This is a genomic window from Solihabitans fulvus, from assembly GCF_008386585.1.
Taxonomy (GTDB): Bacteria; Actinomycetota; Actinomycetes; order Mycobacteriales; family Pseudonocardiaceae; genus Solihabitans; species Solihabitans fulvus.
Genome location: NZ_VUOB01000001.1, coordinates 149,184 through 174,118, shown reverse-complemented (window position 1 = coordinate 174,118; position 24,935 = coordinate 149,184). Strand labels below are relative to the sequence as shown.

The window sequence follows — 24,935 nt, the reverse complement described above, 5'->3', positions numbered from 1 at the left end:
AAACTGGAGCAGGTGATCGGCGTCGATCGGACGCTGCTCAGCGAGCTACAGGCGGCGATCCCGGTGCTCGGGCCGCTGATCGCCGCCGCTGCCGTCTTCCTACCCAGATGACGCCTGCCAGAACGCCAGCTCGTGCACGGCCGCGGCCGTCACAAAAGCGCGAATGAGGCGAATTGCGAACTCTTAGACAAGGGGGCGCGGTAAATGATCTACTCAGATCAACGTTGGCGTGGACTTGGATAGCGCCGCCATTCGAGTCCACGCGCGCGACTCGTGCTTTGTGTTCACAGTAGAACTTTGCCCTCCCTGTGAAAAACACGTCTGTGTGCAGGTCGCCTTGGCATTGCGCAATCAGGGTGATCGGAGTCCATTCCATCGCCACCGTCAGTAGCGCCGAGTATGTTAGCCCCTTTCTGTCGGGCGCCGGTGATCGCCCGCTGCCGGACTGGGCCAGGTCAACGTGGCCGAGCGTCTCGTCGCACGTCACACCGCCGAGCCCGGGCAATATCAACATCAAAGGCGGCCAGGAATCTGCCTGGCTTGCCAGGATCGCGTGCATGTCAATCGCGCCGCAATAGGCCATTGGTGTCGGGTTTGCGTGTTCAGTATTATTCACTCGTTCGTGGAACCTGATTTATGTAATCCTGATAGGCGCATATCGCCGGCTTGCCGACAACGGCGCAACCCATGGCCAAAACCATCGTTGGCGCTTGGTCGAGGAATGGCCGGTCGAGGGCACTGACGTGGTCTGCCGTGTCAAGTCCGGGCCTCCGGCCCGCCGGGACAGGCCACGCCCTAGCAGGGAGGGATCTCCCGTGATTCGCATCGAGACACGCACGGCCGCCCGCAGTCGGCGCGGATGGCGTCGACTGGTGGCGGCCCTGGCGGCTGCGGCCGTGAGCACAGCCGGTCTGATCGGATTGGCCGCGCCGGCACACGCGGCTGGTGGCCCGTTCGCGTATGCCAGCAACGGCAACGACAACACCGTGTCGGTGATCGACGCGAGCACCGGCACGGTGGTGGGCACAATCGGCGGGTTCAACAACCCGCAGCACGTGGCCGCCGCCCCGAACGGGGCCGGAATCTTCGTGACCAACCTGTACGGCACCACCGTGTCAGTGATCAACACCGCGAGCAACACCGTCACCGCGAACATCCCCGTGGGCAGCAGCCCCTACGGGATCGGCTTCAACCCCTCGGGCAGCCGCGCGTTCGCCACCGGCTACGGCGGCAGCGGTGGCCAGGTCTCGGTGATCGACACCGGCAGTGACACCGTCATCGCCACCGTGACCGGGTTTTCCCGTCCGTCCGGGGTGGCCACCGATGCCTCCGGCCGGTGGCTGTACGTCTCGGACTACGACCACAACGACGTCGCGTTGGTCGACACCACCAGCAATGCGATCACCGCGACCGTCCCGGTAGGCACCAACCCGTACGCCATGACGGCCAACCCGGCCGGGGGCTTCGTGTACGCAGCCAACCGCAACACCAACACCGTCTCGGTGATCAGCACCGCCACCAACACCGTCACCGCGACCATCCCGGTCGGCGCCGGCCCCACCTTCCTGGCCACCAACCACTCCGGCTCCCGGCTGTACGTCATGGGCCCCAACGGCGTGGATGTGGTGGACACCGCCAGCAACACCGTAGTCACGACGGTGTCGACCGGCCTGAACGGCCCGGACGGGCTGTCGGTCGACCCGTCCGGCACCTTCTACTACGTCACCAACTTCTACGGCAACAACGCCACCGTCGTGGACGCCGCCAGCAACACCGTCACCGGCAGCATCACCCTCGGCCGCAACCCGCAGGGCGTGGCCTTCGCCCCGGGCCTGCCGACCGTGACCGGCCTGAATCCCAACCACGGACCGTTCGCCGGCGCCACCACCGTCACCATCACCGGCACCGGTCTCGCCGGCGCCACCGCTGTCCACTTCGGCGGTGCCGCCGCCTCGGCCTTCACCGTCAACGGGGACACGTCGATCACCGCGACGGCACCGGCCGGATCCGGGATCGTGGACGTCACGGTCACCACACCGACCGGCACCAGTGCCACCTCGGCGGCAGACCGGTACACCTACGACGCCGCCGACCTCTCGGCCGCCCTGAGTTCCGCCCCGGCCTCGACGATCGTCTCCACCGCCACGGCGGCGCTGGGCAGCTACACCCGCTACACGTTCACCGTCACCAACCACGGCCCGACGATCGCGGCATCCGACGTGACCGCCACCCTGCGGATCACCAACGCCGCCGCCCCCGGAAACCTCCTCTGGACGACGTCGAGCCAGGGCAGTTGCAGCTTCGCCGGCGGAGGCATCTCGTGCAGCCTTGGCACCCTCGCCGTGGGAGCCAGCGCCACGATGACCCTGCTGATCGAACCGGAAGGACTCGGGACCCTCAACACCACCGGCAGTGTGTCCTCGCCGTCGCCGGACCCGAACACGGCCAACAACACCGCCACGTCCAACAACACCGTGACCAACGCCAACTTCTGCAACGCCACCGGCACGACCGGAAACGACACCATCATCGCCGGATTCGGCCCGGCGCTGAGGGCCACGAGAGTGTGCGGGCTGGGCGGCAACGACACCCTCGGCTCGTTCATCACTGGCGTCGTCCGGATCTACGTCGGCTCCGGCACCGACAGAGTCCGGATCGCCCTCAGCGGCGGCAACATCGTCTTCGGCGGCTTCGGAGCCGACAACATCGCCTTCCGCGGCAGCGGCAACGGTGTCGTCTTCGCCGGGGACTTCCTCTATCCCGGAGCCAAACCCGACACCATCGACGGCGGATCGACCAGCTTCAACAACACCTGCTACGTCACCCACGCCGACACCGTCACCAACTGCACCACCGTGATCGTGAAATAGACCCACCCGCACGCCTGCGACGGCCCGTCGAAGGCGCGAAGTCCGGACCAGTCTTCGTAATCAGACCGGTCCGGACCAGGGTGTATCTCCTGATTTCGGGTTGTCGGCGCGCAGTTGGGCCAACGCGGTGGCCGGTGATCGGGCCGAGCAGCGTGGACGCGCGGGCCCCGGGGTGGTCCAGATCGGGCAGCAGTCGGCCGCGTGCCGGCGCTCACCCGGCCGGCGGCCGCCGGTCCCGCGCCGGGCGCGCTGTGGCCGGGACCACCTTGCCGGTGACGAGCCGGTCGAGCCCGACCGTCACCTCGTCACCGGACCTGCGGCGAACCACGGCGTGGCCGTCCGGGCCATCGGTCCACGCCAGCAGTTCGCCGACCACGTCGGTCAGGCTCTCGCCGTACGGGCCGTGCTCCTGCGGGGTCAGCCGGTAGCGCAGCACGACCCGCGAACCAACGTCGCGCACGCCAACGCGGACGCGGCCCTCCGGTGCTCTGCCGTCCACTCGACGCCCCTTCGCCCGGTTCCTCGTCGCCACGCGCGATCCTAGGCGGACACCCGGACCGCCCGCCTAGGCGAGCTCACCGCAGCGAGCGGAAGAACGTGCGCACGTCCTCTACCAGCAGCTCCGGCTGCTCCATGGACAGGAACGCGCCGCCGCGCTCCAGTTCGGTCCAGTGCGTGATGTTGTGGTCGCGGTCGGCGAAGCGCCGGACGGTGATGTCGGTCGGCGTGGCCACCGCGACGCCGGTGGGGACGGTGCCGGGATCCTTGGGACCCCAGCCGTTCACGTCGTGGGCGTTCTCGTAGTAGAGGTGGGCGGCGGAGCCCGCGGTGCCGGTGAACCAGTAGAGGCTCACGGTGGTGAGGATGTGGTCGCGGTCCACGGCGTCCTCGGGCAGCTCGGCGCCGGTGTCGGTCCACTCCTTGAACTTCTCCACGATCCAGGCCAGCTGCCCGACGGGGGAGTCGTGCAGGCCGTACGCCACGGTCTGCGGCCGGGTCGACTGGATCTGGGCGAAGCCCATCATGTCGTCGCGGAAGTTCTGGAGCCTGGCCAGGCGCTCCTGCTCGACCTCGGTGAGGCCGGCGAACTCGGCCGGGTCGCCGGAGGGGAAGGCGAGCAGCGCGTTCACGTGGATGCCGAGGACGTGCGCGGTGTCCTGGCGGCCGAGGTCGGCGGCGATGAACGCGCCGCCGCCCGCGCCCTGCACGCCGTAGCTCGCGTACCCGAGCCGCTCCATCAGCGTGGCGAACGCCCCCGCGGTGCGGCCGTAGGTCCAGCCGGCCTCGCGGATCGGGCCGGAGAACGCGATGCCGGGCAGCGACGGCACCACCACGTGGAACGCGTCGGCCGGGTCGGCCGGGTTGGTCAGCGGCTCGATCAGGTCGAGGAACGCCACGACCGACGTCGGCCACTCGTGCAGGAGCAGCAGCGGGGTCGCGTCGGCGTGCGGGGAGCGCACGTGCAGGAAGTGGATGTCCTGGCCGTCGATCTCGGTGGTGAACTGCGGGAACTCGTTGAGCCGCGCCTCGGCCCCGCGCCAGTCGTAGCCGTCGGCCCAGTAGTCGGCCAGCCCCTTCAGGTAGGCCACCGGCACGCCCCGGCTCCAGCCCGCGCCGGGGATGTCGCCGCTCCAGCGGGTGCGGGCGATGCGGTCGCGGAGGTCGTCGAGGTCGGCCTGCGGAATGTCGATCCGGAAGGGACGGATCTCGGGGTTCGTCATGGGTTGAAGTGTTGTCCCGCGACCGGGCCGGCAGACAGATGTCGATGTCCTCGGCCGACGATGACAAACATCATCGTCGATTGTGGACATCCGCATCTACAGCGGACACCTGTGGACATTCGAGAATGGGGGCTCTGCCGGAACGTGATCGCCCGACTACCGGGAAGTGAGGAACGCACCCGTTCATGACCGCGTCGTTTGCCCTGGTCAGCCTGCCGCGAATACCGTCACACGCGTCGACGGCCGACGGGTGTCTTGCACGGGTGAGGGCCACACTGGACGAGCAGCAGCAGTCGAGCCGGGTGTTCGCCCTGGCCCTCGCGTCGGTCGTCACGAGCAGCTCCCTCATCGTCACGATCGGCGTCGCCAGGATCGCGCTGACCGACGCGAGGCACGCGCCGCTCGCCGTCGCCGCCACCGTGGCGTACCTGCCCTTCCACCTCGCGCACGTGCGGCGCGCCGCGCACGGCAGCCGGCCGCGCTCCGCGCCATGGACCCTGGCGGCGATGGCCGTGGTGATCGGCGCGGTCCTGCCGGTCGTCGGCATCCAGTGGGTCACCTCCCTCTACCCGCTGGCCGCGTCCGTCCTGCTCGTGCTGCGCAGGCCATGGGCGGTGCCGTTCTTCGTGCTGCTGGTGGTCACGCCGGTGCCGGTCGCCTACCTGGCCGGCGTGCCGTCGTGGGCGGTGTTCTTCGGCGTCTGGGTGCTGCTCAACGGCATCCTGCTCGCCGTCCCGGTGTGGCTCATGGCGGCGACGCGCGAGCTGCGGGCCGGCCGCGCGCTGCTCGCCGACGAGGCGGTGGCCAGGGAGCGGTTGCGCATCGACGGCGAGCTGCGCGCGACGCTGGGCACCGCGCTGGACACCATTGTCGCCACAGGAGAACAGGCCGGCGCGCTGGTCGACACCGACCCCGACGAGGCGGCCGACCGGCTGCGCGTGGTGGTCGGCGCGGCCAGGACCACGCTGGGCGACGCGCGTCGCATGGTCGCCGGGTTCCAACGCACCCCGCTGCTGGCCGAACTGGACACGGCCGTGACCCTGTTGCGCGCCACCGGAATCGACGCGCGACTCGTGCCGCCGGTCGACGCGTTCCCCGAGCACGTCCGCGAGCCGCTGCTGGCGGACCTGCGGGCCGAGGTGGCCCGGCTGCTCCAGGCGGATTCGGTGCGGCACTGCGTGATCACGGTGACCTGCCGCCCAGGCGGCGTCGACGTGGAGCTCCGTTCCGACGAGGCTGGCCAGCAGGTCCGGCGGGTGATCGCCGCGTGAGGAGCCAACGCCCCGCGCCGGCTGGCCTCGCCACGCCGACCGCGAACCAGGCGCGGTGGCTGCTGATCGCCATCCACCTGCCGATGATCGCCGTGCCGATCTGCTACACGGGCCTGAGCGCCGGTGCCGGTCCCGCGCCGAGCCACCCGGCCGTGCCGATCCTGCTCGGCATTCCGTTGGTGGCGCTGCAACTGCGGCACAGCCTCGCCGCGGCGCGGTCAGCCCGGCCGAGGGGCTGGCCGGGCACGTTGCTCGCCGTTGCGGCCCTGACCTACCTGCCGATGTGGCTGCTCGGCTGGTGGAGCCCGTGGCTGTCCGCGACCTGGTTCGCGCTGGCGTCCGTGTTGATGCTGCTGCGCGGGTGGCCGAGGATCGCGCTGTCCGTTGGAATCCTGGTGTCCGACATCGCGATCCAGCTCGCCGGCGTTCCGCCGGGCTCCGTCTGGAACCTCGTCTACGGCGTCTTCTACGGCGCGTGTTCCGCCGTGCCGCCGATGATCCTGTACTGCGCGGCGCGGCTGGTGCGGGTGCTGACCGAGCTGCACGCGACCAGGGCGGAGCTGGCCGAACTGGCCGTCGGGCGGGAGCGGCTGCGGGTGTCGCGGGACCTGCACGACCTGCTCGGCCAGAGCCTGTCCGCGGTGTCGCTCAAGGGAGATCTCGCGCTGCGCCTGCTGGCCAGGGATCCGCGCGCCGCGCGGGCCGAGGTCGCGGAGCTCACCGCCCTGGCCCGCGACACCCTGCACGGGATGCGCGCCGTCACGCACGACGAGCACGCCGTGTCGCTGTCCGTCGAGGCCGACGGCGCCGTCGCGCTGCTCGCCGCCGCCGGCGTCGACACCACGATCGACGTGCGCCTGCCGGGACTCGCCGAGCCGGGGCAGCGGCTGTTCGCGTGGGCGGTCCGCGAGGGTGTCACCAACATCCTTCGGCACAGCGACGCGACCAGGTGCTCGATCACCGCCACGAGCCGGGATGGCCTGGCACGACTGGACATCGTCAACGACGGGGTGCGGGACGCGGCGGCCACCGGCGACGGCACCGGCCTGCGCGGGCTCGCCGCCCGCGCCGCCGCGCTGTCCGGAACCGCGACGGCACAGCGCACTCCCGACGGCGGCTTCCGGCTAGCCGTCGAGATTCCAGAGGAGCCAACATGATTCGCGTGCTGATCGCCGAGGACATGCACCTGATCCGCACCGCGCTGGCCGCCCTGCTCCGGCTGGAGGACGACATCGAGGTCGTCGCGGAACTCGACCGGGGCGACCAGATCCTGGACACCGCGCTGCGCGTCCGCCCGGATGTCGCCGTCCTGGACATCGACCTGCCCGGCATGGACGGCCTGACCGCCGCCGCGCAGCTGCACGAGCGGCTGCCGGAGTGCCGCGCGCTGATGCTGACCGGCCTCAGCCAGCCGGGCAACCTGTTGCGGGCGCTCAAGGTGCACGTGCGCGGCTTCATCGTCAAGGACGCGCCGGGCGACGCGCTGGCCGCCGGCATCCGCCGCGTCGCGGCCGGCGAGCGGGTCATCGACCCGGAACTGGTCGCCGCCGCGCTGGAGACCGGCAGCAGCCCGTTGACCGCCCGCGAGTCCGATGTGTTGCGCTCGGCCGAGACCGGCATCCCGACGGAGCAGATCGCCAGTCAGCTGTCGCTGTCGCCGGCGACCGTGCGCAACTACCTGTCCAACGCGATCAGCAAGGTCGGCGCGCGCAACCGCATCGACGCGATCCGCATCGCCCGCCAGGCTGGCTGGCTGTGACCGCTGTCGGGGTTGGTGGAGTTAGGTCCACCATGGATTGGGGAGCGAGGGTGATCGTGTTCGCCTCGGCCCGCTCGTAGCGTGTTAGACATGAGCAACCACAACGAAATCAAGCAGTCCCGTCGCGGCGGCGCGGGTGGCGTCGCGCTGTCCGTGCTGCTGTGGACGACACTGGTCGTCAGCGGCGCGGTCAACGCGGCGGGCTCCCTGGCGGGGATCAGCTACTCGATGCGCATGTGGGCGGGCGGCCTGACCTTGCTGTGCATCACGCTGCTGATCGTCTCCTACGTGGGTCGCCGATCCCGCTGACGGCGGCTCACGAGCCGACAGCGGCTCACGGGCTGACGGCAAGCACCAGGAACGCGCCGAGCAGCGAGAGGTGCACGCCCGCCTGCAACAGCGTCGCCCGCCCCGGGACGACGGTGAGCGTGCCGACCACGACCGTCAGCGCGAGCAACACCATGTGGGTCGCGCCGAGGCCGAGCACGAGCGGGCCGGTCAGCCAGATCGACGCGAGCGCGATCGACGGGATGGTGAGCCCGATGCTCGCCATGGCCGACCCGAGCGCGAGGTTCAGGCTGGTCTGCACCCGGTCCCGGCGCGCGGCCCTGCTCGCGGCGAGCGTCTCCGGCAGCAGGACCAGCAACGCGATGACGATGCCGACGACCGAGGCCGGCAGCCCCGCGGCGGCGACGCCAGCCTCGATCGCGGGCGACACGGCCTTCGCGTCGCCGACCACCGCGACCAGGGCGACCAGCAGCAGCACCAGGCTGATCACGGTGGTTCGCTTGCTCGGCGGGGCGGCGTGGTGGTCCTCGGTCAGCGGGCTGCCGTCCTGGGCGACCGGCAGGAAGTAGTCCCGGTGTCGCACGGTCTGCACGGCCACGAACAACCCGTAGAGCGCCAGCGAGGCGATCGCCGCGAACACCAGCTGGGTCGTGGAGAACTCCGGGCCGGGCTTGGTGGTGGTGAAGGTCGGCAGCACCAGGCTCAGCGTCGCCAGGGTGGCCACGGTGGCCAGCGCGGTGCCGGTGCCCTCGGCGTTGAACACCGCGACCCGCCGTCGGATCGCGGCCACCAGCAGCGAGAGCCCGACGATCCCGTTGCAGCTGATCATCACGGCCGCGAACACGGTGTCCCTGGCCAGCGCCGACGCTTTGGGGCCGCCGCCGGACATCATGGTGAGGATCAGCGCGACCTCGATCACGGTCACGGCGACGGCGAGCACCAGCGACCCGAACGGCTCGCCGACGCGGTGCGCGACCACCTCGGCGTGGTGCACGGCGGCGAGCACGGCCGCGCCGAGGCACACCGCGGCCAGCGTGACGAGCGGCCAGGGCAGCGTCCGGCCCCAGGTGAACGCGAGCACGACGATCGCGGCGGCGGGCGCGGCCACCGTCCACTTTGGCAGGGCACTCGATGTGGACACACGCTCACGCTGCCAGACGAATGCGCTCCCCGCTCACTGCGCCGCGCCCCTCGATCGTGCGAGAACGCCAACGCCGAACACACCGCGGTTGCGGAAGCTGGCTCCGCCCCGATGACGCGTGCGCGGAGTATGTCCAGAACCGTGGGTCCGACTGGGCCGGTCGAGGCCCCGGCCGCGTCCGACCCGGTCGGGCCCAGCGGTACTCGGTGACCTGGCCGCCGGTCAGGGCGCGCCCGTGCCGTGCAGCGCCCTGGCGAAGGTGTCGAGCGCGATCGGGTAGGCGCGTTCGGTCGGCGTGGCGTACCCGACGATGACGCCCTGCGGATGGTCGCCCTGCTCGTGCCAGTGCGGACCGAGGTGCCCGACGATCAGGCCGCGCGCCGCCGCCCTCGCCAGCACCTCCCGCTCGGTAGGGCCGCCGTCGGGCAGGCTGATCAGCGCGTGCAGGCCGGCGGCGATGCCGTGCACGGCGAACGACGGCTCCGGCTGCCCCGGCCGGGGCGCGAGGCGGGCCATCAGCAGGTCGCGGCGCTGCCGATAGCGCAGCCGGCAGGCGCGGACGTGCCGGTCGTAGCCGTGGCTGGTGATCAGGTCCGCCAGGGTCAACTGGCCGATGGACTCGGTCTGCGCGTCCAGGTACCGCTTGGCCTCCGCCACCGGCGCGACCAGCCGGGCCGGCAGCACCAGCCAGGCGAGGCGCAGCGCCGGCCCCAGCGTCTTGGAGGCGCTGCCGACGTAGGCCACGTGGTCCGGCGCCATGCCCTGCACCGCGCCGACCGGGCGCCGGTCGTAGCGGAACTCGCCGTCGTAGTCGTCCTCGATGACCAGCCCGCCGCAGGACCTCGCCCACGCGGTCAGCGCGTGCCGGCGCGCCGGATCCAGCGTCACGCCGGTCGGGTACTGGTGGGCCGGGGTCACCACGACCGCCCCGGCCCCGCTGCCCGGCAGCAGGTCGGCGCGCGCGCCGCGCTCGTCGACCGGCAGCGGCACGACGGCGAGCCCGGCCCTGCGGACGACCTCGCGGTGGTCGGCGAGGCCGGGATCCTCCATCGCCATCACGGGTGTCCCCGCAGCGGCGAGGACCCTGGCCAGCAGGCCGAGCGCCTGCACGTAGCCCGAGGTGATCACGATCCGCTCCGGCTCGGCCAGCACGCCCCTGGCGCGGCCGAGGTACTCGGCCAGCGCGGTGCGCAGTTCGAGCCGGCCGCGCGGATCCCCGTAGCCGTGCGCCTCGGCCGGCGCGGCGAGCAGCGCGCGGCGGGTCGACCGCAGCCAGGCCGCCGTCGGGAACGAGCCGAGGTCGGGGCTGCCGGGCAGCAGGTCGTGCCGGGGCCCGGCGGCGCGGTGGGGCGGTGGCGACGCGGTCGGCCGAGGGCAGGCCAGCCGCGCGACCTCGGTGCCCGCGCCGGGGCGGGCGACCAGGTAGCCCTCGGCGGCCAGCTGGCCGTAGGCCGCGCTCACGGTGTTCCTGGACAGGCCGACCTCGGCGGCCAGCCTGCGGGTGGCCGGCAGCAGGGCGCCGGGGGCGAGCCTGCCGTCCTGGACCGCATCGCGCAGGGCGCGTTCGAGACCGGCCTGCCGACCGCCCGACAGGTCGAGTTCCAGGTGCAGGTCGACACCGAAATTGGCCCAAAATTCCGACACGAAATCGGAGCTTACCGTGGGGCCAGTCCACGCCTAACGTCGTCGCCATGAGCACCGAGAACCGCACCGCAGAGACCGTCGTCCCGCCCGTCCGGCTGGCCGTCGGCGAACTCGCCCCGCACATCAACAAGGCCATGGGCACCCTGGACGCCGCCTCCCGCAAGACGACCCTGGAGTCCTCGCTGCTGGAGCTCGTCCGCGCCCGCGCCTCGCAGCTCAACGGCTGCGCCTACTGCGTCGACACGCACTCGAGGGACGCCAGGGAGGCCGGCGAGCACGAGCGCCGCCTGTACGCGCTGCCGGTCTGGCGCGAGACGCCCTTCTTCACCGCCCGCGAGCGCGCCGCGCTGGCGCTGACCGAGGCCGGCACCCGGCTGTCCGACGGACCGGTCAGCGACGAGGTGTTCGACGCGGCGGCCGCGCAGTTCAACGAGAAGGAACTCGCCGAGCTGATCTGGACCATCACCGTGATCAACGCGTGGAACCGCCTCGGCGCCATCGCCCGCCCCTGGCCGCTGGCCGAGCTGGACTGACCACCACCTGTGGCCCGCGCCCTCCCGCGCCACAACCCCGAGCCGTACCAGCAAGGAATGAGCAGCATGAGCATCGCGAACGACCTGCGCCGACACGTCCGGGGGCGGGTGCAGGTGGCCGGGGACGCCGGTTTCGAGCAGGCCGGACGGCCGTGGAACCTGGCCGTCGAGCAGCCGGTGCTCGCGGTGGTCGAGGCCGCCGACACCCACGACGTGGCCGCCCTGGTCCGCTACGCGGGCGGGGCCGGGCTGACGGTGGCCACCCAGCCGAGCGGCCACGGCGCGTCCGGTGACGTGGCCGGCGTGATCCTGCTGCGGACCGGGCGCCTCGACGAGCTGGCCGTGCGGCCGGAGCAGCGCGTGGCCAGGGTCGGCGCTGGCGTGCGCTGGGGCAGGGCGCAGGCCGAGGCCGGTCGGCACGGCCTGACCGGGCTGGCCGGCAGCTCGCCGGAGGTCAGCGTGGTCGGCTACACCCTCGGCGGCGGCCTGAGCTGGTTCGGCCGCAAGCACGGCTTCGCCGCGGGCGGTGTGCGGGCGTTCGAGGTCGTCGACGCGGACGGAACCCAGGCGACGATCACCGAGGAGACCGACCACGAGCTGTTCTGGGCGCTGCGGGGCGGCGGCGGCGACTTCGCCGTGGTGACCGCCCTGGAGTACGACCTGCACCCGGCGCCCCAGCTGTTCGGCGGGCGGATGGTGTGGCCGGCAGAGCGCGCGCCTCAGCTGCTCGAGACGTTCCGGGAGATCACCGCGCGGGCGCCCGACGAGCTCACCGTCTGGCTGAGCCTGCTTCGACCGGCCGACCGACCGCCGGTGGTGACCGTCGACGCGACCTACCTCGGCGACGAGTCCGACGGCCGGTCGCTGCTGCGCGGCTTCGAGCGCGTCGACGGCCTGCTCGTGGACGGTCGCCGCAGGCTGCGGGTGGCCGAGCTGGGCGAGATCACCTCGGACCCGACCGACCCCGGCGCCAGCGTGTTCCGCGCCGAACTCCTCACCGACCTCGACGACACCGCGGCGAAGACGCTGCTCGCCGCGCCCATCGATCCGTTGGTGGGTATGCAGCTCCGGCACCTCGGCGGCAGGCTGGCGCGGCCGTCCGAGACCCCGGCCGGGCACCTGGCCGAGCCCTACCTGCTGTCCATGGTCGGCATTCCAACGACCCCGCCGGTCGAGCTGGCCGTGCGCGCCAGGCAGCGCGAGATCGTCGCCGCGCTCGGCCCGTATGTCAGCGGCCGCAAGCCCTTCACCCAACTGGCGCCGGAGGAACCCGCCGCGCTCGCGTTCCCCGAGGACACCCTGGACGGGCTGCGCGCGATCAAGCAGCGGCGCGACCCGCGCGGGGTGCTCCGGAGCAACCACCCCGTCAACCCGATCGGCCTACCATGACCGGGACTGTGATCCGCCCGTGCCAAGGAAGGTAGCCCCGTGACCACGCTTGTCGATCGACCGAACACCGCCCTGCTCATCGTCGACGTGCAGAACGGCGTGGTGGGGCAGGCGATCAACCGGGACACCGTCGTCGCCAACATCGCCACCCTGGTCGACAAGGCCCGTGCCGAGGGCGTGGACCTCGTGTGGGTGCAGCACAACAGCGACGACCTGCCCAAGGACAGCGAGAGCTGGCAGTACGTTCCCGAACTCGTGCGCGCCGACGCGGAGCCGTTGGTACAGAAGCGATACCCCGACGCCTTCGAGGAGACCGACCTTGAGTCGGTGCTCGCCGAGCGCGGCATCGGTCGACTGTTCGTCGTTGGCGCGCAGACCGACGAGTGCATCCGCTCGACACTGCACGGCGCGATCGTCCGGGGCTACGACGCGACGCTGGTCGGCGACGCCCACACGACCGACGACCTGTCCTCGTTCGGCGCACCGACACCGGACAAGGTCATCGCCCACACGAACCTGTACTGGCGCTACCACCGCGCCCCCGGCCGAACCGCAGGAACGGTCGACACCGCCGAGGTCGACTTCACCGCAAAACCAGACGCCTGACGCGATCAACGCGGGTCACCCAGCACCCTCGCCGCCCAATCGCGCCGCGCGGGCGGCGAGGTGCCGGCGTTCCGGGCCGCTGGTGGCGCGCTGCGCCGCGTCCCGATAGCTGGCAACGGCGGCGGCCACCTCCCCGGACAGCTCCAGCAGGTGCGCGCGGGTCGCGAGCAACCGGTGGTGCCGCGCCATCCGGCCGTCGGACTCCAGCCCGGCGAGCAGAGCCAGCCCCTCGGCGGGCCCGCGCACCATCGCGACCGCAACCGCGCGGTTGAGCGTCACCATCGGATTCGGCGCCAGGGTCTCCAACAACCCGTACAGGGCAAGGATCTGCGGCCAGTCCGTGCTGTCCACGTCCTCGGCCTCGTCGTGCACCGCGGCGATCGCCGCCTGCAACTGGTACGGCCCGATCGCCCCCGTCGGCAGCGTCGCGCTGATCAGCGCGACGCCCTCGGCGATGCGGTCCCGGTCCCACCTGCTCCGGTCCTGTTCGGCCAGCGGCACCAGGCTGCCGTCCGGCAGCGTGCGCGCGGGCCTGCGGGCGTCGGTGAGCAGCATCAGGGCCAACAGCCCGGAGACCTCGGCCTCGCCGGGCAGCAGCCGCGTCAGCCACCTGGCGAGCCGGATCGCCTCGTCGGACAGCGCGGGCGCGGTCAGGTCGGGGCCGCTGGTAGCCGTGTAGCCCTCGTTGAACACCAGATACAGCACGTGCAGGACCGCGCGCAGCCGCTCGGCCCGGTCCGCCTCGGCCGGCATGGCCAGCGGCTGGCCGCTCGACCTGATGCTGGCCTTGGCGCGGCTGATCCGCTGGGCCATGGTCGCTTCCGGGACGAGGAAGGCCGCGGCGATCTGTGCCGTGCTCAGGCCGCCGACCGCGCGCAGCGTCAACGCGATCTGGCTCGGCCCGGACAGCGCGGGGTGGCAGCACAGGAACAGCAGCGCGAGCGAGTCGTCCCGGTCCGTGGCCGGGTCGGCGTCGGCCGGGCGCCCGAGCAGCTCGGCCTGTGGGGTGGCCGCCGCGATGTGGTCCTCCCTGCGCCGCCGCGACTGCTCGCTGCGCAGCTGGTCGAGCAGCTTGCGGGAGGCGACGGTGATCAGCCAGCCCCTCGGGTTGTCCGGCGTGCCCTCGGTCGGCCACTGGAGCGCGGCCGCGAGCAGCGCCTCCTGCGTGGCGTCCTCGCACGAGTCGAACTGGCCGTGCCGGCGGACCAGCGCGCCGAGGACCTGCGGCGCCAGCTCGCGCAGCAGGTCCTCGACGCGCCGATCCGAGGTCACAGGTCTTCCGACGCGTCGTTCAGGATCGGCCACAGCTCGACCGGCTCCACGTCGGCCCACGGCATGTCCGCCGCGATCTGCTTGGCCCGCTCCTCGCTCTCGCAGTCGAGCAGGTAGAAGCTCGCCATGTACTCCTTGGTCTCCAGGTACGGGCCGTCGGTGATCGCGGGGGAGCCGTCCTTGCGGCGCACCAGCATGGCGTTGACGGCGTCGGCGAGGCCGTACGCGCCGATCAGCTCCCCGGTCTCCTGGTACCTCTTGTTGAACGCGTCCTGCTTGGCGATGGCCGCCGGCCACTCCTCGGCGGGGAACGAGTCCCACTTCTCCTGGTTGCCGTAGATCATCATCAGGTACTTCATGGTGGTCATCCTCTCCGGTTCGCGCCCCGACGGCGCGCTGTCCTGGCAAGTCGGAGCGGCCACCACGTCCTCGACATCCGCCCGAGGGAACTTCTCGTCGACTTCTTCCGGACCGAGTGCCCCGTCGATGTAGAGACAGGTCCGGCGGCTCCGACCCATGGGCAGAACGCGTCCGCCGTGGACGCGTCGCGAACCGCGAAGGAGCCCCCCATGAGCACCGAGACGACCACGCAGCGGAAAGCCACCGCGTTCGGCTCCCGCCGGGTCTGGCTGGTCAGCGCGCTCGCCGGCGTGGCGGCCGCAGTCGCGACCGAGGTGTACGGCCTGCTCGCGCGCGCGGTGGGCGTGCCGATGTCCGCAGGCTCTCCCGGCGCGGCCGAGGCCGGGCCGATCACCGTCGGCCTGTTCGCGATGGGCACGGTGATCTGCGTCTTCTGGGGCACCGTGCTCGCCGTGCTGCTGGCCCGCTACGCGGCGAACCCGGCTCGCACCTACCTACGCGCCACGCTGGCGCTCACCGTCGTGTCGCTGGCCAGTCCGCTGGCCGCCGCACACACCGCCGGCTCGACCAAGTTGATGCTGGCGGTCGGCCACCTGATCGCCGCCGCGATCGTCATCCCCGTCGTCACCCGCAGGCTGGCCACCGCCCCCGGCCGCAACGGAAGAGCCTGACACGCCAGATCCTGTCGGGACTGAGCCCAAGAGTCCTAGGCGGGCTGCGCTGGTGCCCACACGTAAGGAGTTGTGGTGGTGATCGCGACGAAACCCAGCCTGGTCAGGATCGGCCTGCTGTCCTCGGACGCGTCGACCTGGAGATAGCGGACCCCGCGCGCCGCGGCGAAGCCGGCTCGCGCGGCGACCAGCGCCCGGTAGATGCCCCGGCCGCGCCACTGCTCGAGCGTGTTGCCGCCCCACAGCCCGGCGAAGTCCGTGCCGGGCTCGAACTCCAGCCTGGCCGAGGACACGACCCGGCCGCCGGCCTCCGCGACCAGCACCACGGTCCGGCCGCGCCGGATCAGACCGGCCAGCTCGTCGGCGAGCCAACTCCGGTCCTCGCCCCAGACCTCGGTGGCCACCGAGGCGATCTGCCGCAGGTCCTCCGCCCCGTCGGCCGGCCGAATCGTCACGCCGTCCGGCGGGGTGGGCGTGGTGCCGGCCAGCTGTTCGGTGGCGCCGATCAGCACGGTCTCGCGTTCCTCCGGCACGAATCCGGCGGCGACGAGCCGATCGGGCAGCTCCGCCGGCAGGTCATGCCCCCTGGTCTTCCACTCGACGGCCTCGCCCCGCGCCGCGAAGAAGTCCCGCTGCCGCGCGATCAGCGCGTCCAGCTCTCCCAGCGACACGCCGAGGTCGCGCGGGCCGGTGAGGAAACCCCGATGCTGCCCGACGACTCGGGTGACGGGCCCGTCCAGCTCGGCCACCACGCCCGGCGACAGATTGCTCGTCTCGGCGGGGCGAAGCTGTTCGTCGTAGGCAGTCAACAGCGATGCGATGTCAGGCACCGCATCACGCTAGCCGCTCACCCTGCGCCGACAGCACCGATTTACCCGGCCACGCAACGGGCGCTCCTGACGCCGTCGTCCCGGCGTCACATCGCATACCTGGCAAGAAACGTGTCGACGCCGGACGCGATCGTCCGGCCCAGCTCCGCATCGCTGATCGCGGCACTGGGCTGAAAGGTCCTGACGAGCTGAAGAACTCCAACGGTGATCGCGACCAACTGTTGCACCGCAAGGGCGGCGTCGGGCACGTTCAGCGCGCCGCGTTCGTGCAGGATCGTGAACGCCTCGACGAGCGGGCGGTTGTTCATGTCGTAAGTGACCTGGTACCACAGGTTGCCCAGCTGCGGGAACCGGTCGATCTCGCCGATGACCAGCCTGCGCAACGTCATGATGTCCTCGCGCAGCAGCAGCCTGGCCCAGTCGCCAGTCAGGGAGACCAACGCGGCACGCAGGTCCGGCGCGTCGGCGATGGTGGAGTTACAGGGCTCCAGGTCGGCGTAGGTGGCCGGGAGGATGCCGCCGATCACCGCGAGAAACAACCGCTCCTTGCTGCCGAAGTGCTTGTAGATGGTGGGCTTGGACACGCCGGCCCTGGTGGCGATCGCGTCGACGGAGGCCGCCGTGTACCCCTCGCGCAGGAACTCGGTCACGGCGGCGTCGATGATCGACTCGCGCTTCTGCTGCGAGACGTTGACGGCCGCCGGGATGATCGGAATGCCGTACTTGTCCACTTGATCAGACTCGGTCTCCATGATCGCGCGGTCTCCGTTCTCGACGCCGGAACACCACCTTAACTAAACCGTGTGGTTTTTGCTCGTCAGACTCACTCTCCGGACCGTCGCCGACACCGTTCGTGATCGTCGCTCGAAGCCCCGAGACACGCCGGGAGCTGCGGGTTCGTCCGCTGGCGGAGTCTGTGACACTGTTCGTCGCCACCGACTTTTCTTGATCATGGCGGCAGCCGAACGGAGCAGCACCGATGGACAGTGGGGCCGACGCGGAGCACGGGGGTCTGCCGACGGATCGGCTGCTGTACCCACACCCGATGCCGGAGGGACTGCCGTACCTGTCGGTGCCGTTCGGAATCGACACCGACGGCCGGCCGGCCTACTGGGACCTGCGCGGCGAGCACACCTCGACCCACCTACTGATCCTCGGCGACCGCCGACCGGAGCTCCTCGGCCTGCTCCGCAGCCTCGTCATCGGCGTCACCAGGCACAGCCTCGCCACCTGCGTGCTCGACACCACCGGGACCGAGCTGCGGGACCTGGACGACTGGGCCGGCACCAGGGTGGCGCACACCGCGACCGAGCTGGCGGCGCTGCTCGCCCTCGTGCGCCGCGAGTTCCTGGCCAGGCTCGCGGCGGTGGCCGGCGAGCGCCTTCAGGTCGGCGACCTGCCGAGGGTGGTCGTGATCGTGGACCAGGCCGAGGAACTCGACGCGCTGCTGGCGGAGCACTGCCGGGACGGGGAACGGCCGGCCGGACAGTCCGTCGAGGCGTTGCGGCAGATCGCGGTGGTGGGCAGCCGAGTCAACATGCACCTGGTCGTGGTGAACCCGCCGGCCGACTGGCTCACCGACCCCCAGCTTCGCCGCGCCCTGCCGGACCGCATCGTCCTCGGGCCGGTCGACCCGCGCCTGGCCACGGCCCTCTGGGACGACCCCACGATCGGCGTCGACCCCGCGTCGCACGCAGACCGAGGGCTGCTGGTGGGGGCCGACCGCGCGCCGAGGAAGGTGCGCTGCTGGTGGACCCCGTGGCTGCGGCCCGACGCGCACGACGACGGAGCGTTCCCGCGCACCTCGGCGGAGATCGAGCGGGTCCGACTGCTGCGGCGAGGGCCGTACAAAGTGAAACTGCTCACCGAGACCAGCCAGCTGCTGGACGCGCTGGAACACACGCGCCAACACCCGATGTCCCTTGACGACGCGTCCACCACGGACGATCCGCCGAACAACGCCTGATCAGACCGGCCCGCGCACAGTGCAATTCCCTTACCTCCGCAGGAAACCGCCGCGATCGCCGCAGGAAAACGCTGCGATCACGGCAGCGCACCCGGTGGTGATCTTGGGTCCGGATCCGATCGGTTAACCTCCACCCTCGTGACTCCACGCGTAGCAGTCGTCACCGACTCCACCGCCTCGCTTTCCCCTGCGCTTGCCAGCAGGTGGAACATCTCGGTCGTGCAGATGCAGATCGGCATCGGCACGACCTTCAACGACGAGTCGTTGGTGACCACCGATCGGCTGCTCAACGCGATGCACGACGGGACGCCGATCGCGCAGGAGCCGCCGACGCCGGACGCGTTCTTCTGGGCCTACCAACAGGCCTGGGGCCAGGGCGCCGACGCCATCCTGTCGCTGCACGTGTCCTCCAGGCTCTCGACCACCGCCGAAGCGGCCAAGGCGGCCGCGGAGAAGCTGCGGATTCCGGTGCAGGTGGTGGACAGCGAATCCTCCGGCCTGACAATGGGTTTCGCCGCGGTGGCCGCCGCGAAGGCCGCTGCGGCAGGCGCCACCGAGGCCGAGGTCAGGGCCGTCGCCGAGCGGCGGATGCGCAACGCGCGGGTGCTGATCTACATCGACACCCTGGAGTACCTGCACCGCAGCGGCCGCATCGGTACGGTGGCGAAGAAGTTCGGCACCGCCCTGTCGGTCAAGCCGCTGCTCACGGTGAACGACGGCGAGGTCGAGCCGTTCAGCAAGGTGTTCGGCGCGGACCGCGCGGTCGGCAAGCTGGTCGACCAGGCCGTGCAGGTGGCGGGGCAGCGTCGGGTCGACATCGGCGTCGAGCACTTCGCCGCGCCGGACCGGGGCGCGGACCTGTTGGCGCAGCTGCGCAGGAGGATCCCCGGCGGCCAGGAGTTCGCGCTCACCCAGGTCAGCGCGGCGATCGGGGTCAACGTGGGCCCCGGCGCGCTCGCCGTCACCATCTCGGTCTGCTGACCCGGCCGCACGGTTCGCCGTCCGATGCGAGATTCGCTGACTCAACTGTCCTAACAGGACGGTCGTGAGTCTGCTCAACACGGCGCGAGAGGGGATACCCATGGAGATCGTGTTGCGCGCGTGGACGCACGCCGACGCGGACTGGTACGTGTCGGCGCGGGACGCGGAGATCCTGCGGTTCACCACCGAGCGCGCCGCGCTGACCGTCGAGGAGCTGCGGCGCGCGATGGACGAGTTGCGCGGCAACGAGGACGCCATCGGTTTCGCGGTCGCCGACGCGGCGACCGGCGCGCTGGTCGCCAACGTCGCCGCCACGCGCCGGGACGCCGTCGCCGAGGTCAGTTACTGGGTCGCGCCGGCCGCGCGTCGCAGGGGCGTGGCGAGCCGGGCGCTGCGCGAGCTGTGCGACCGCGTCGCGGAGGCGTGGACCGTCGACGAGATCCGGCTGTTCGCGCACGCCGACAACCTCGGCTCGCAACGGGCCGCTGAGCGCGCCGGGTTCCACCACCTGGCCGGGCGAGACGAGACGCGCGAGGTCGCGGGCGAGCAGTGGCCCGTTCGCTGGTACGCGAGGCCGGCCGGGGCGCTGGCCGCCCTGCCGGCCGACCTCAGGGCCGTCCTGGCCGGGCCGGTGGTGTGGGAAACGATGACCGCCCGCTTCCGTCCGCGGCCGCCGCGGCCCGAGCTGGTTGGCAACGTGCACATGGTGCCGTTCGTGGGCGCGAACTGCGTGCTGATCCACACCGTCGAGTCGGGCTGGGAGATGCCGGGCGGCACGCTGGACGTGGGGGAGAGCGTGCCGGACGCCCTGCACAGGGAACTCCGCGAGGAGGTGGGCGCCGAGGTCGTCCGGCACGAGCTGTTCGCGTCCTGGGAGTGCCTGTCCAGCCGGGAGACGCCGTACCGGTCGCACCTGCCGCATCCCAGGTTCGCCACGGCGCTCGGCTGGGCGGACGTGCGGCTGGTCGACGCACCGAGCGTCGGCGAGGGCATGGAGACGGTGACCGAGATCGCGCTGCTGCCCGTCGAGCGCGCGGTCGAACGGTTCATCGACCACGGCCGCCCCGAGTTCGCCGCGCTCTACCAGTTGGCCGCGCTGCGGCGCGCGGCCGCCGCGTCGGTCCTTCCGTGAGATAAGCCACGCTGACCTGGGCAAACACGGGCGTGCTGCGGGGAATAGCGGCGGTTACGCTAGGGTTTGAGACAAGTAGTTGAAGCGTTAACTACTTGGAGAGGGGGAGCCGTGGTGCAGTTCGGAATCTTCACCGTCGGCGACGTGACGACGGACCCGACCACCGGTCGGACGCCGACGGAGCACGAGCGGATCAAGGCAATGGTGGCCATCGCCCTCAAGGCCGAAGAGGTCGGCCTCGACGTCTTCGCGACCGGCGAGCACCACAACCCGCCCTTCGTGCCGTCCTCGCCGACCACGATGCTCGGCTACATCGCCGCGCGCACCGAACGCCTCATCCTGTCCACCTCGACGACCCTGATCACCACCAACGACCCGGTGAAGATCGCGGAGGACTTCGCGATGCTCCAGCACCTGGCCGAGGGCCGAGTGGACCTGATGATGGGGCGCGGCAACACCGGGCCGGTCTATCCGTGGTTCGGGCAGGACATCCGCCAGGGCATCCCGCTGGCCATCGAGAACTACGCGCTGCTGCACGAGCTGTGGCGCAAGGACGTCGTGGACTGGGAGGGCCGCTTCCGCACCCCGTTGCAGGGCTTCACTTCCACGCCCCGGCCGCTCGACGGCGTGCCGCCGTTCGTCTGGCACGGCTCCATCCGCAGCCCGGAGATCGCCGAGCAGGCGGCCTTCTACGGCGACGGGTTCTTCGCCAACAACATCTTCTGGCCCAAGAACCACTTCCAGCGCCTGATCAGTCTCTACCGGGAGCGGTACGCGCACTACGGCCACGGCACGCCGGAGCAGGCCATCGTCGGGCTCGGCGGGCAGGTGTTCATGCGGAAGAACTCCCAGGACGCCGTCCGTGAGTTCCGGCCCTACTTCGACAACGCGCCCGTGTACGGCCACGGCCCGTCGCTGGAGGACTTCACCAGCCAGACGCCGTTGACGGTCGGCAGCCCGCAGGAGGTCATCGAGAAGACGCTGGCCTTCCGCGAGTCCTTCGGCGACTACCAGCGGCAGCTGTTCCTGATGGACCACGCCGGACTGCCGCTCAAGACCGTGCTCGAACAGCTGGACCTGCTCGGCGAGGAGGTCGTTCCGGTGCTGCGCAAGGAGTTCGCCGCCGGCCGGCCCGCCGAGGTGCCCGACGGCCCTACGCACGCGGCCCTGCTGGCCCGCCGCGACGTGGCCGAGCTGGACGCGGCAGCGGCCGAGCCCGCAGGCTCCATCGCCTGACAGCGCACTAGGAACAACGGCAAACAGGTACAACAGCAAGTCCCACCACAAGAACAACACGACGAGATCGCGCGGAGTGGCGAAGATGAACACGTTGAGGCTCGTGGTCGTGTCGGCCGGGCTGAGCCAGCCGTCCTCGACCCGCCTGTTGGCCGACCGGCTCGCCGAGGCGACCGGGCGACGGCTGGCCGGTGCGGGCCGCGCGGTCGACGTCGACGTGGTCGAACTGCGCGATCTGGCCGTGGACATCGCCAACAACCTGGTGACCGGGTTTCCCGGTCCCAGGTTGCTCGCGGCGACCGAGGCCGTGACGGCGGCCGACGGCGTCATCGCCGTCAGCCCCATCTTCACGGCCTCCTACAGCGGACTGTTCAAGTCGTTCTTCGACGTCCTCGACAACACCGCGCTGATCGGCAAGCCGGTGCTGATCGCCGCGACCGGCGGCACCGCGCGGCACTCGCTCGCCCTGGAGCACGCGCTGCGCCCCATGTTCGGCTACCTACGCGCGATCGTGCCGCCGACGGCGGTGTACGCCGCGTCCGAGGACTGGGGCGCGGTCGGCGACGCGGGCGCGGGCGGCCTCGCCGACCGGATCGAGCGCGCCGCAGGGGAACTCGCCGGCCTGCTGACGAACCGGCCTTCCGCCGAGGCGACCGTGGCCGAGGCGACCATCGACGAGGTCGTGCCGTTCGCGCAGCAGCTCGCCGCGCTGCGGCCCGGCAAGCCCGCCTGACCGGCGCGGCCCGAGCGCCCGGCCGCAGCTGATCGTCTTCGGATACGGTGCGGGCGCAGGCACTTCGCGCAGAGAGGGCTCCGATGCACCAGCACCACGTTCGCCCCGACGGGCTGCCCCCGGTCAACGGCTACAGCCACGCTGTCACGTTCGGCGGGCGGATGGTCGCCGTGTCCGGCCAGGTCCCGCTCGACGCGGCAGGCAACCTCGTCGGCGAGGGCGACGCGGCGGCCCAGACCAGGCAGGTCTTCGACAACCTCACGACCGCCCTCGCGGCGGCAGGCGCGACCATGGCGGACGTCGTCCGGCTCACCATCTACCTGACCGACCTCGCCGACCTGCCCGCGTTCCGCCGGGTCCGGGACGAGTACCTGTCGCCGGACGCGCCGCCGGCCAGCTCGCTGGTCCAGGTCAGCGGACTGGTGCATCCCGCGTTCCGCGTGGAGGTCGACGCGCTCGCGGCGATCTGAGCGACGGCGGCCGCGCCCAGGTGCGCTGCGAACGCCGGCGCGCCACCGCACAATGGACGTGCGGTGGCCGACCGGTGGGGAGCACGGACGCATGGCCGATCTGACGGAGTACCGGGACCGGCGCGACGCCGACCGGACCCCGGAGCCCGTGCCGGCCGAAGGTCCGCTGCCCACCGGCAACGACGACACGTTCGTCGTGCAGGAACACCACGCCAGGCGGCTGCACTACGACGTGCGCCTCGAACGCGACGGCGTGCTGGTGTCCTGGGCCGTGCCGAAGGGTCTGGTGATGGAGCCGGGCACCGTGCGGCTCGCCGTGCACACCGAGGACCACCCGATGGACTACGCCGCCTTCGAGGGGGAGATCCCCAAGGGGGAGTACGGCGGCGGCACGGTGACCATCTGGGACCGCGGCAGCTACGAGACGCGGAAGTGGTCCCGCGACGAGATCGACGTGGTGCTGCACGGCGACCGCGTCGACGGCAGGTACGTGTTCTTCCGCAGGTCGCGCGGCGGCGAAGGCCGGGACTGGATGGTGCGCAGGAGCGGCACCGCCGTCCCCGAGTCGGGACCGGTGTCCGTGCGGGTGGACGGGCGGCGGCTGCGGGTCACCAACCTGGACAAGGTGCTCTACCCGGCGGACGGCTTCAGCAAGGCCGAGGTGATCGACTACTACACGCGGATCGCCCCCGTGCTGCTGCCGCACCTGGCCGGGCGGCCGGTCACCTTCCGGCGTTATCCCGACGGGGTGGACGGCGGGTCGTTCTTCGAGAAGGACGTGTCGCGGCACGCGCCGGACTGGGTGCGCACGATGCGGCTGCCGACCCCGGGCAGCGGCAAGGGGTCCGAGACCGCGGACTTCGCCATGATCGACGACCTGCCCAGCCTGGTGTGGGCGGCCAACCTCGCCGCGATCGAGCTGCACGTGCCGCAGTGGACCGTCGGCCCGCGCGGCGGCAGGCGCGCCCCGGACCTGGTGGTGTTCGACCTCGACCCCGGCGAGCCCGCCGGCCTCGTGCACTGCTGCCGCGTCGCCGAGCTGATCCGCGAGGTGCTGGCGGAGGACGGGCTCACCGGCTACCCGAAAACCAGTGGTGCCAAAGGACTTCAGCTGTACGTGCCGGTCGCGGTCGCCGACGCGGAACGGACCTCCCGCTATGCAAGGGCGGTCGCGCAGCGGCTGGCCCGCGAGCACCCCGACCACGTCCTCGCGGTGATGGCCAAGGCGCGCCGCGCCGGCAAGGTCCTCATCGACTGGAGCCAGAACAACCCGGCGAAGACCACCGTCGCGCCCTACTCGCTGCGGGCCCGCGACCACCCGACCGTGTCCACCCCGGTGACCTGGCAGGAGGTCGAGTCCTGCCGGAGGCCGGCGGACCTGGTGTGTACCGCGCCGGACGTGCTCGACCGCGTCAATCGCGACGGCGACCTGCTCGCCGGCCTGCACGACAACCCGGGCCGGCTGCCGCGCTGACGACTGCTGGCGCGCGCGGGGCGGCGGGCCGACGACCGGGCCACCCGCCCGAGTGACAACGAACGGGTGGCCCGGCGTCCGAACCTCAGGAACCGTGCGCGGCCTGGAACCGCAGCACGAGCTCCTGCGGGATACGGCCTCGGTCGGAAATCTCGTGACCGTTGCTTCGCGCCCATTCCCGGATGGCCTGGTTCTGCTCCCGGTCGCCGCCCGCCTTCACCGTGCTTGACGTGCCGGCGCCACGTTGCTTGCGGCCACCGGCACGGCGGGCCTTGTCCACATAGGGAGCCAGCGACTTGCGCAGCTTGCCGGCATTCTTGGCCGACAGGTCGATCGAGTACTGGACGCCGTCGAGGCCGAAGGCGACATTTTCCTCGGCCGTTCCACCGTCCAGGTCGTCGATAAGCTCAACAATCGTCTTCTGCGCCATGCTTGTTCCGCCTACTCTGTGCGACTTGCCAGGGTATACCGACTGACCAGGCAATCTTCCTGGTTGGAGCCGAGCAACGACTGACACTCCGAGTTGGAACCGGTCGCTGTGCCGACCGTTATCACCACGAAGGCACTATACATAACCGCGCTGGCCGC

Annotated in this window: 25 protein-coding genes and 1 pseudogene; 17 read left to right on the top strand and 9 right to left on the bottom strand. The window is 71.4% G+C overall.

Annotated elements, in window-relative coordinates:
• The first annotated feature begins 743 nt into the window (after positions 1-743).
• Positions 744-2,870 (top strand): YVTN family beta-propeller repeat protein, encoded by a 2,127-nt coding sequence (locus F0L68_RS00795; protein ID WP_368732274.1) that lies wholly within the window; start codon positions 744-746, stop codon positions 2,868-2,870.
• A gap of 211 nt (positions 2,871-3,081) precedes the next feature.
• Here the strand turns inward: F0L68_RS00795 and F0L68_RS00790 are convergent, their stop codons facing one another.
• Entirely contained in the window at positions 3,082-3,369 is a 288-nt protein-coding gene (locus tag F0L68_RS00790) for a putative acetyltransferase (protein ID WP_149847410.1), read from the bottom strand.
• Positions 3,370-3,445: 76 nt separating this feature from the next.
• The gene (locus tag F0L68_RS00785; RefSeq protein WP_149847409.1) at positions 3,446-4,591 is read right to left on the bottom strand and encodes an epoxide hydrolase family protein; all 1,146 of its coding nucleotides are present in this window, start codon (positions 4,589-4,591) and stop codon (positions 3,446-3,448) included.
• Positions 4,592-4,854: 263 nt separating this feature from the next.
• On the opposite strand from F0L68_RS00785, the gene F0L68_RS00780 reads away from it, so the two are divergent.
• The 4 genes from F0L68_RS00780 to F0L68_RS00765 all read left to right on the top strand — a co-directional run bounded on the left by F0L68_RS00780 (position 4,855) and on the right by F0L68_RS00765 (position 7,930).
• Positions 4,855-5,862 carry a sensor histidine kinase gene (locus tag F0L68_RS00780; RefSeq protein WP_149847408.1) on the top strand — a complete coding sequence of 336 codons (1,008 nt, stop codon included), beginning with the start codon at positions 4,855-4,857 and terminating at the stop codon, positions 5,860-5,862.
• Positions 5,859-7,019 (top strand): sensor histidine kinase, encoded by a 1,161-nt coding sequence (locus F0L68_RS00775; RefSeq protein ID WP_149847407.1) that lies wholly within the window; start codon positions 5,859-5,861, stop codon positions 7,017-7,019. The genes F0L68_RS00780 and F0L68_RS00775 overlap by 4 nt, the downstream gene beginning before the upstream one ends.
• Entirely contained in the window at positions 7,016-7,621 is a 606-nt protein-coding gene (locus F0L68_RS00770; protein WP_149847406.1) for a response regulator transcription factor, read from the top strand. The genes F0L68_RS00775 and F0L68_RS00770 overlap by 4 nt, the downstream gene beginning before the upstream one ends.
• Before the next feature lie 90 nt (positions 7,622-7,711).
• Positions 7,712-7,930 carry a hypothetical protein gene (locus tag F0L68_RS00765; protein WP_149847405.1) on the top strand — a complete coding sequence of 73 codons (219 nt, stop codon included), beginning with the start codon at positions 7,712-7,714 and terminating at the stop codon, positions 7,928-7,930.
• A gap of 25 nt (positions 7,931-7,955) precedes the next feature.
• On the opposite strand, the gene F0L68_RS00760 is transcribed toward F0L68_RS00765, so the two are convergent.
• Together F0L68_RS00760 and pdxR are read right to left on the bottom strand one after the other, a co-directional pair.
• A complete protein-coding gene (locus tag F0L68_RS00760; protein ID WP_149847404.1) occupies positions 7,956-9,050 on the bottom strand; it encodes a calcium:cation antiporter in 1,095 nt (364 codons plus the stop codon).
• 222 nt (positions 9,051-9,272) lie between these two features.
• Positions 9,273-10,694 (bottom strand): MocR-like pyridoxine biosynthesis transcription factor PdxR, encoded by a 1,422-nt coding sequence (gene pdxR / locus F0L68_RS00755; protein ID WP_149847403.1) that lies wholly within the window; start codon positions 10,692-10,694, stop codon positions 9,273-9,275.
• 47 nt (positions 10,695-10,741) lie between these two features.
• Between pdxR and F0L68_RS00750 the strand changes: the two genes are divergently transcribed.
• The 3 genes from F0L68_RS00750 (at position 10,742) to F0L68_RS00740 (ending at position 13,222) form a co-directional block, all read left to right on the top strand.
• Positions 10,742-11,227 carry a carboxymuconolactone decarboxylase family protein gene (locus F0L68_RS00750; RefSeq protein WP_149847402.1) on the top strand — a complete coding sequence of 162 codons (486 nt, stop codon included), beginning with the start codon at positions 10,742-10,744 and terminating at the stop codon, positions 11,225-11,227.
• 66 nt (positions 11,228-11,293) lie between these two features.
• Positions 11,294-12,616, top strand: coding sequence for an FAD-binding oxidoreductase (locus F0L68_RS00745; protein WP_149847401.1), 1,323 nt, complete (start codon positions 11,294-11,296; stop codon positions 12,614-12,616).
• A gap of 39 nt (positions 12,617-12,655) precedes the next feature.
• Positions 12,656-13,222: an isochorismatase family protein gene (locus F0L68_RS00740; RefSeq protein WP_149847400.1), complete on the top strand. Its 567-nt coding sequence runs from the start codon at positions 12,656-12,658 to the stop codon at positions 13,220-13,222.
• Positions 13,223-13,237: 15 nt separating this feature from the next.
• Here F0L68_RS00740 and F0L68_RS00735 read toward each other — a convergent pair whose 3' ends face one another.
• The gene (locus F0L68_RS00735; protein WP_149847399.1) at positions 13,238-14,494 is read right to left on the bottom strand and encodes an RNA polymerase sigma factor; all 1,257 of its coding nucleotides are present in this window, start codon (positions 14,492-14,494) and stop codon (positions 13,238-13,240) included.
• Positions 14,491-14,853 (bottom strand): YciI family protein, encoded by a 363-nt coding sequence (locus tag F0L68_RS00730; RefSeq protein ID WP_149847398.1) that lies wholly within the window; start codon positions 14,851-14,853, stop codon positions 14,491-14,493. The genes F0L68_RS00735 and F0L68_RS00730 overlap by 4 nt, the downstream gene beginning before the upstream one ends.
• 210 nt (positions 14,854-15,063) lie before the next feature.
• On the opposite strand from F0L68_RS00730, the gene F0L68_RS00725 reads away from it, so the two are divergent.
• Entirely contained in the window at positions 15,064-15,525 is a 462-nt protein-coding gene (locus F0L68_RS00725) for a DUF6069 family protein (RefSeq protein ID WP_149847397.1), read from the top strand.
• A gap of 35 nt (positions 15,526-15,560) precedes the next feature.
• Here the strand turns inward: F0L68_RS00725 and F0L68_RS00720 are convergent, their stop codons facing one another.
• Complete coding sequence (locus tag F0L68_RS00720) at positions 15,561-16,355, bottom strand: GNAT family N-acetyltransferase (protein WP_149847396.1); 795 nt, start codon at positions 16,353-16,355, stop codon at positions 15,561-15,563.
• 86 nt (positions 16,356-16,441) lie between these two features.
• Complete coding sequence (locus tag F0L68_RS00715; RefSeq protein ID WP_149847395.1) at positions 16,442-17,107, bottom strand: TetR/AcrR family transcriptional regulator; 666 nt, start codon at positions 17,105-17,107, stop codon at positions 16,442-16,444.
• A 227-nt stretch (positions 17,108-17,334) separates the two neighbouring features.
• Here F0L68_RS00715 and F0L68_RS00710 point away from each other — a divergent pair, with 227 nt between their 5' ends.
• The 8 genes and pseudogenes from F0L68_RS00710 (at position 17,335) to ligD (ending at position 24,347) form a co-directional block, all read left to right on the top strand.
• Positions 17,335-18,321 (top strand): hypothetical protein, encoded by a 987-nt coding sequence (locus F0L68_RS00710; protein ID WP_149847394.1) that lies wholly within the window; start codon positions 17,335-17,337, stop codon positions 18,319-18,321.
• 138 nt (positions 18,322-18,459) lie between these two features.
• Positions 18,460-19,302, top strand: coding sequence for a DegV family protein (locus F0L68_RS00705; RefSeq protein ID WP_149847393.1), 843 nt, complete (start codon positions 18,460-18,462; stop codon positions 19,300-19,302).
• A gap of 64 nt (positions 19,303-19,366) precedes the next feature.
• Positions 19,367-20,434 (top strand): GNAT family N-acetyltransferase, encoded by a 1,068-nt coding sequence (locus tag F0L68_RS00700; protein ID WP_149847392.1) that lies wholly within the window; start codon positions 19,367-19,369, stop codon positions 20,432-20,434.
• A gap of 114 nt (positions 20,435-20,548) precedes the next feature.
• Positions 20,549-21,670 (top strand): LLM class flavin-dependent oxidoreductase, encoded by a 1,122-nt coding sequence (locus F0L68_RS00695; RefSeq protein ID WP_149847391.1) that lies wholly within the window; start codon positions 20,549-20,551, stop codon positions 21,668-21,670.
• 85 nt (positions 21,671-21,755) lie between these two features.
• Positions 21,756-22,403, top strand: a complete 648-nt coding sequence (locus tag F0L68_RS00690) for an FMN reductase (protein WP_149847390.1) — start codon at positions 21,756-21,758, stop codon at positions 22,401-22,403.
• Positions 22,404-22,486: 83 nt separating this feature from the next.
• Positions 22,487-22,873: a RidA family protein gene (locus F0L68_RS00685; protein WP_149847389.1), complete on the top strand. Its 387-nt coding sequence runs from the start codon at positions 22,487-22,489 to the stop codon at positions 22,871-22,873.
• A gap of 52 nt (positions 22,874-22,925) precedes the next feature.
• A pseudogene (locus tag F0L68_RS43205) lies at positions 22,926-23,360 on the top strand (DNA polymerase ligase N-terminal domain-containing protein); the annotation flags it as partial.
• A 45-nt stretch (positions 23,361-23,405) separates the two neighbouring features.
• Positions 23,406-24,347 carry a non-homologous end-joining DNA ligase gene (gene ligD / locus F0L68_RS00680; RefSeq protein WP_223198397.1) on the top strand — a complete coding sequence of 314 codons (942 nt, stop codon included), beginning with the start codon at positions 23,406-23,408 and terminating at the stop codon, positions 24,345-24,347.
• A gap of 85 nt (positions 24,348-24,432) precedes the next feature.
• Here ligD and F0L68_RS00675 read toward each other — a convergent pair whose 3' ends face one another.
• A complete protein-coding gene (locus F0L68_RS00675) occupies positions 24,433-24,777 on the bottom strand; it encodes a histone-like nucleoid-structuring protein Lsr2 (RefSeq protein WP_149847387.1) in 345 nt (114 codons plus the stop codon).
• Positions 24,778-24,935 lie beyond the last annotated feature (158 nt).

Excerpts from the sequence above, each read along its gene's own strand:
- F0L68_RS00685 (WP_149847389.1), top strand. The coding sequence starts at position 22,487 with ATGCACCAGCACCACGTTCGCCCCGACGGGCTGCCCCCGGTCAACGGC.
- F0L68_RS00770 (WP_149847406.1), top strand. The coding sequence starts at position 7,016 with ATGATTCGCGTGCTGATCGCCGAGGACATGCACCTGATCCGCACCGCG.
- F0L68_RS00675 (WP_149847387.1), bottom strand. The coding sequence starts at position 24,777 with ATGGCGCAGAAGACGATTGTTGAGCTTATCGACGACCTGGACGGTGGA.
- F0L68_RS00710 (WP_149847394.1), top strand. The coding sequence starts at position 17,335 with ATGGACAGTGGGGCCGACGCGGAGCACGGGGGTCTGCCGACGGATCGG.
- F0L68_RS00690 (WP_149847390.1), top strand. The coding sequence starts at position 21,756 with ATGAACACGTTGAGGCTCGTGGTCGTGTCGGCCGGGCTGAGCCAGCCG.
- ligD (WP_223198397.1), top strand. The coding sequence starts at position 23,406 with ATGGTGCGCAGGAGCGGCACCGCCGTCCCCGAGTCGGGACCGGTGTCC.
- F0L68_RS00725 (WP_149847397.1), top strand. The coding sequence starts at position 15,064 with ATGAGCACCGAGACGACCACGCAGCGGAAAGCCACCGCGTTCGGCTCC.
- F0L68_RS00750 (WP_149847402.1), top strand. The coding sequence starts at position 10,742 with ATGAGCACCGAGAACCGCACCGCAGAGACCGTCGTCCCGCCCGTCCGG.
- F0L68_RS00745 (WP_149847401.1), top strand. The coding sequence starts at position 11,294 with ATGAGCATCGCGAACGACCTGCGCCGACACGTCCGGGGGCGGGTGCAG.
- F0L68_RS00715 (WP_149847395.1), bottom strand. The coding sequence starts at position 17,107 with ATGGAGACCGAGTCTGATCAAGTGGACAAGTACGGCATTCCGATCATC.
- F0L68_RS00785 (WP_149847409.1), bottom strand. The coding sequence starts at position 4,591 with ATGACGAACCCCGAGATCCGTCCCTTCCGGATCGACATTCCGCAGGCC.
- F0L68_RS00730 (WP_149847398.1), bottom strand. The coding sequence starts at position 14,853 with ATGAAGTACCTGATGATGATCTACGGCAACCAGGAGAAGTGGGACTCG.
- F0L68_RS00765 (WP_149847405.1), top strand. The coding sequence starts at position 7,712 with ATGAGCAACCACAACGAAATCAAGCAGTCCCGTCGCGGCGGCGCGGGT.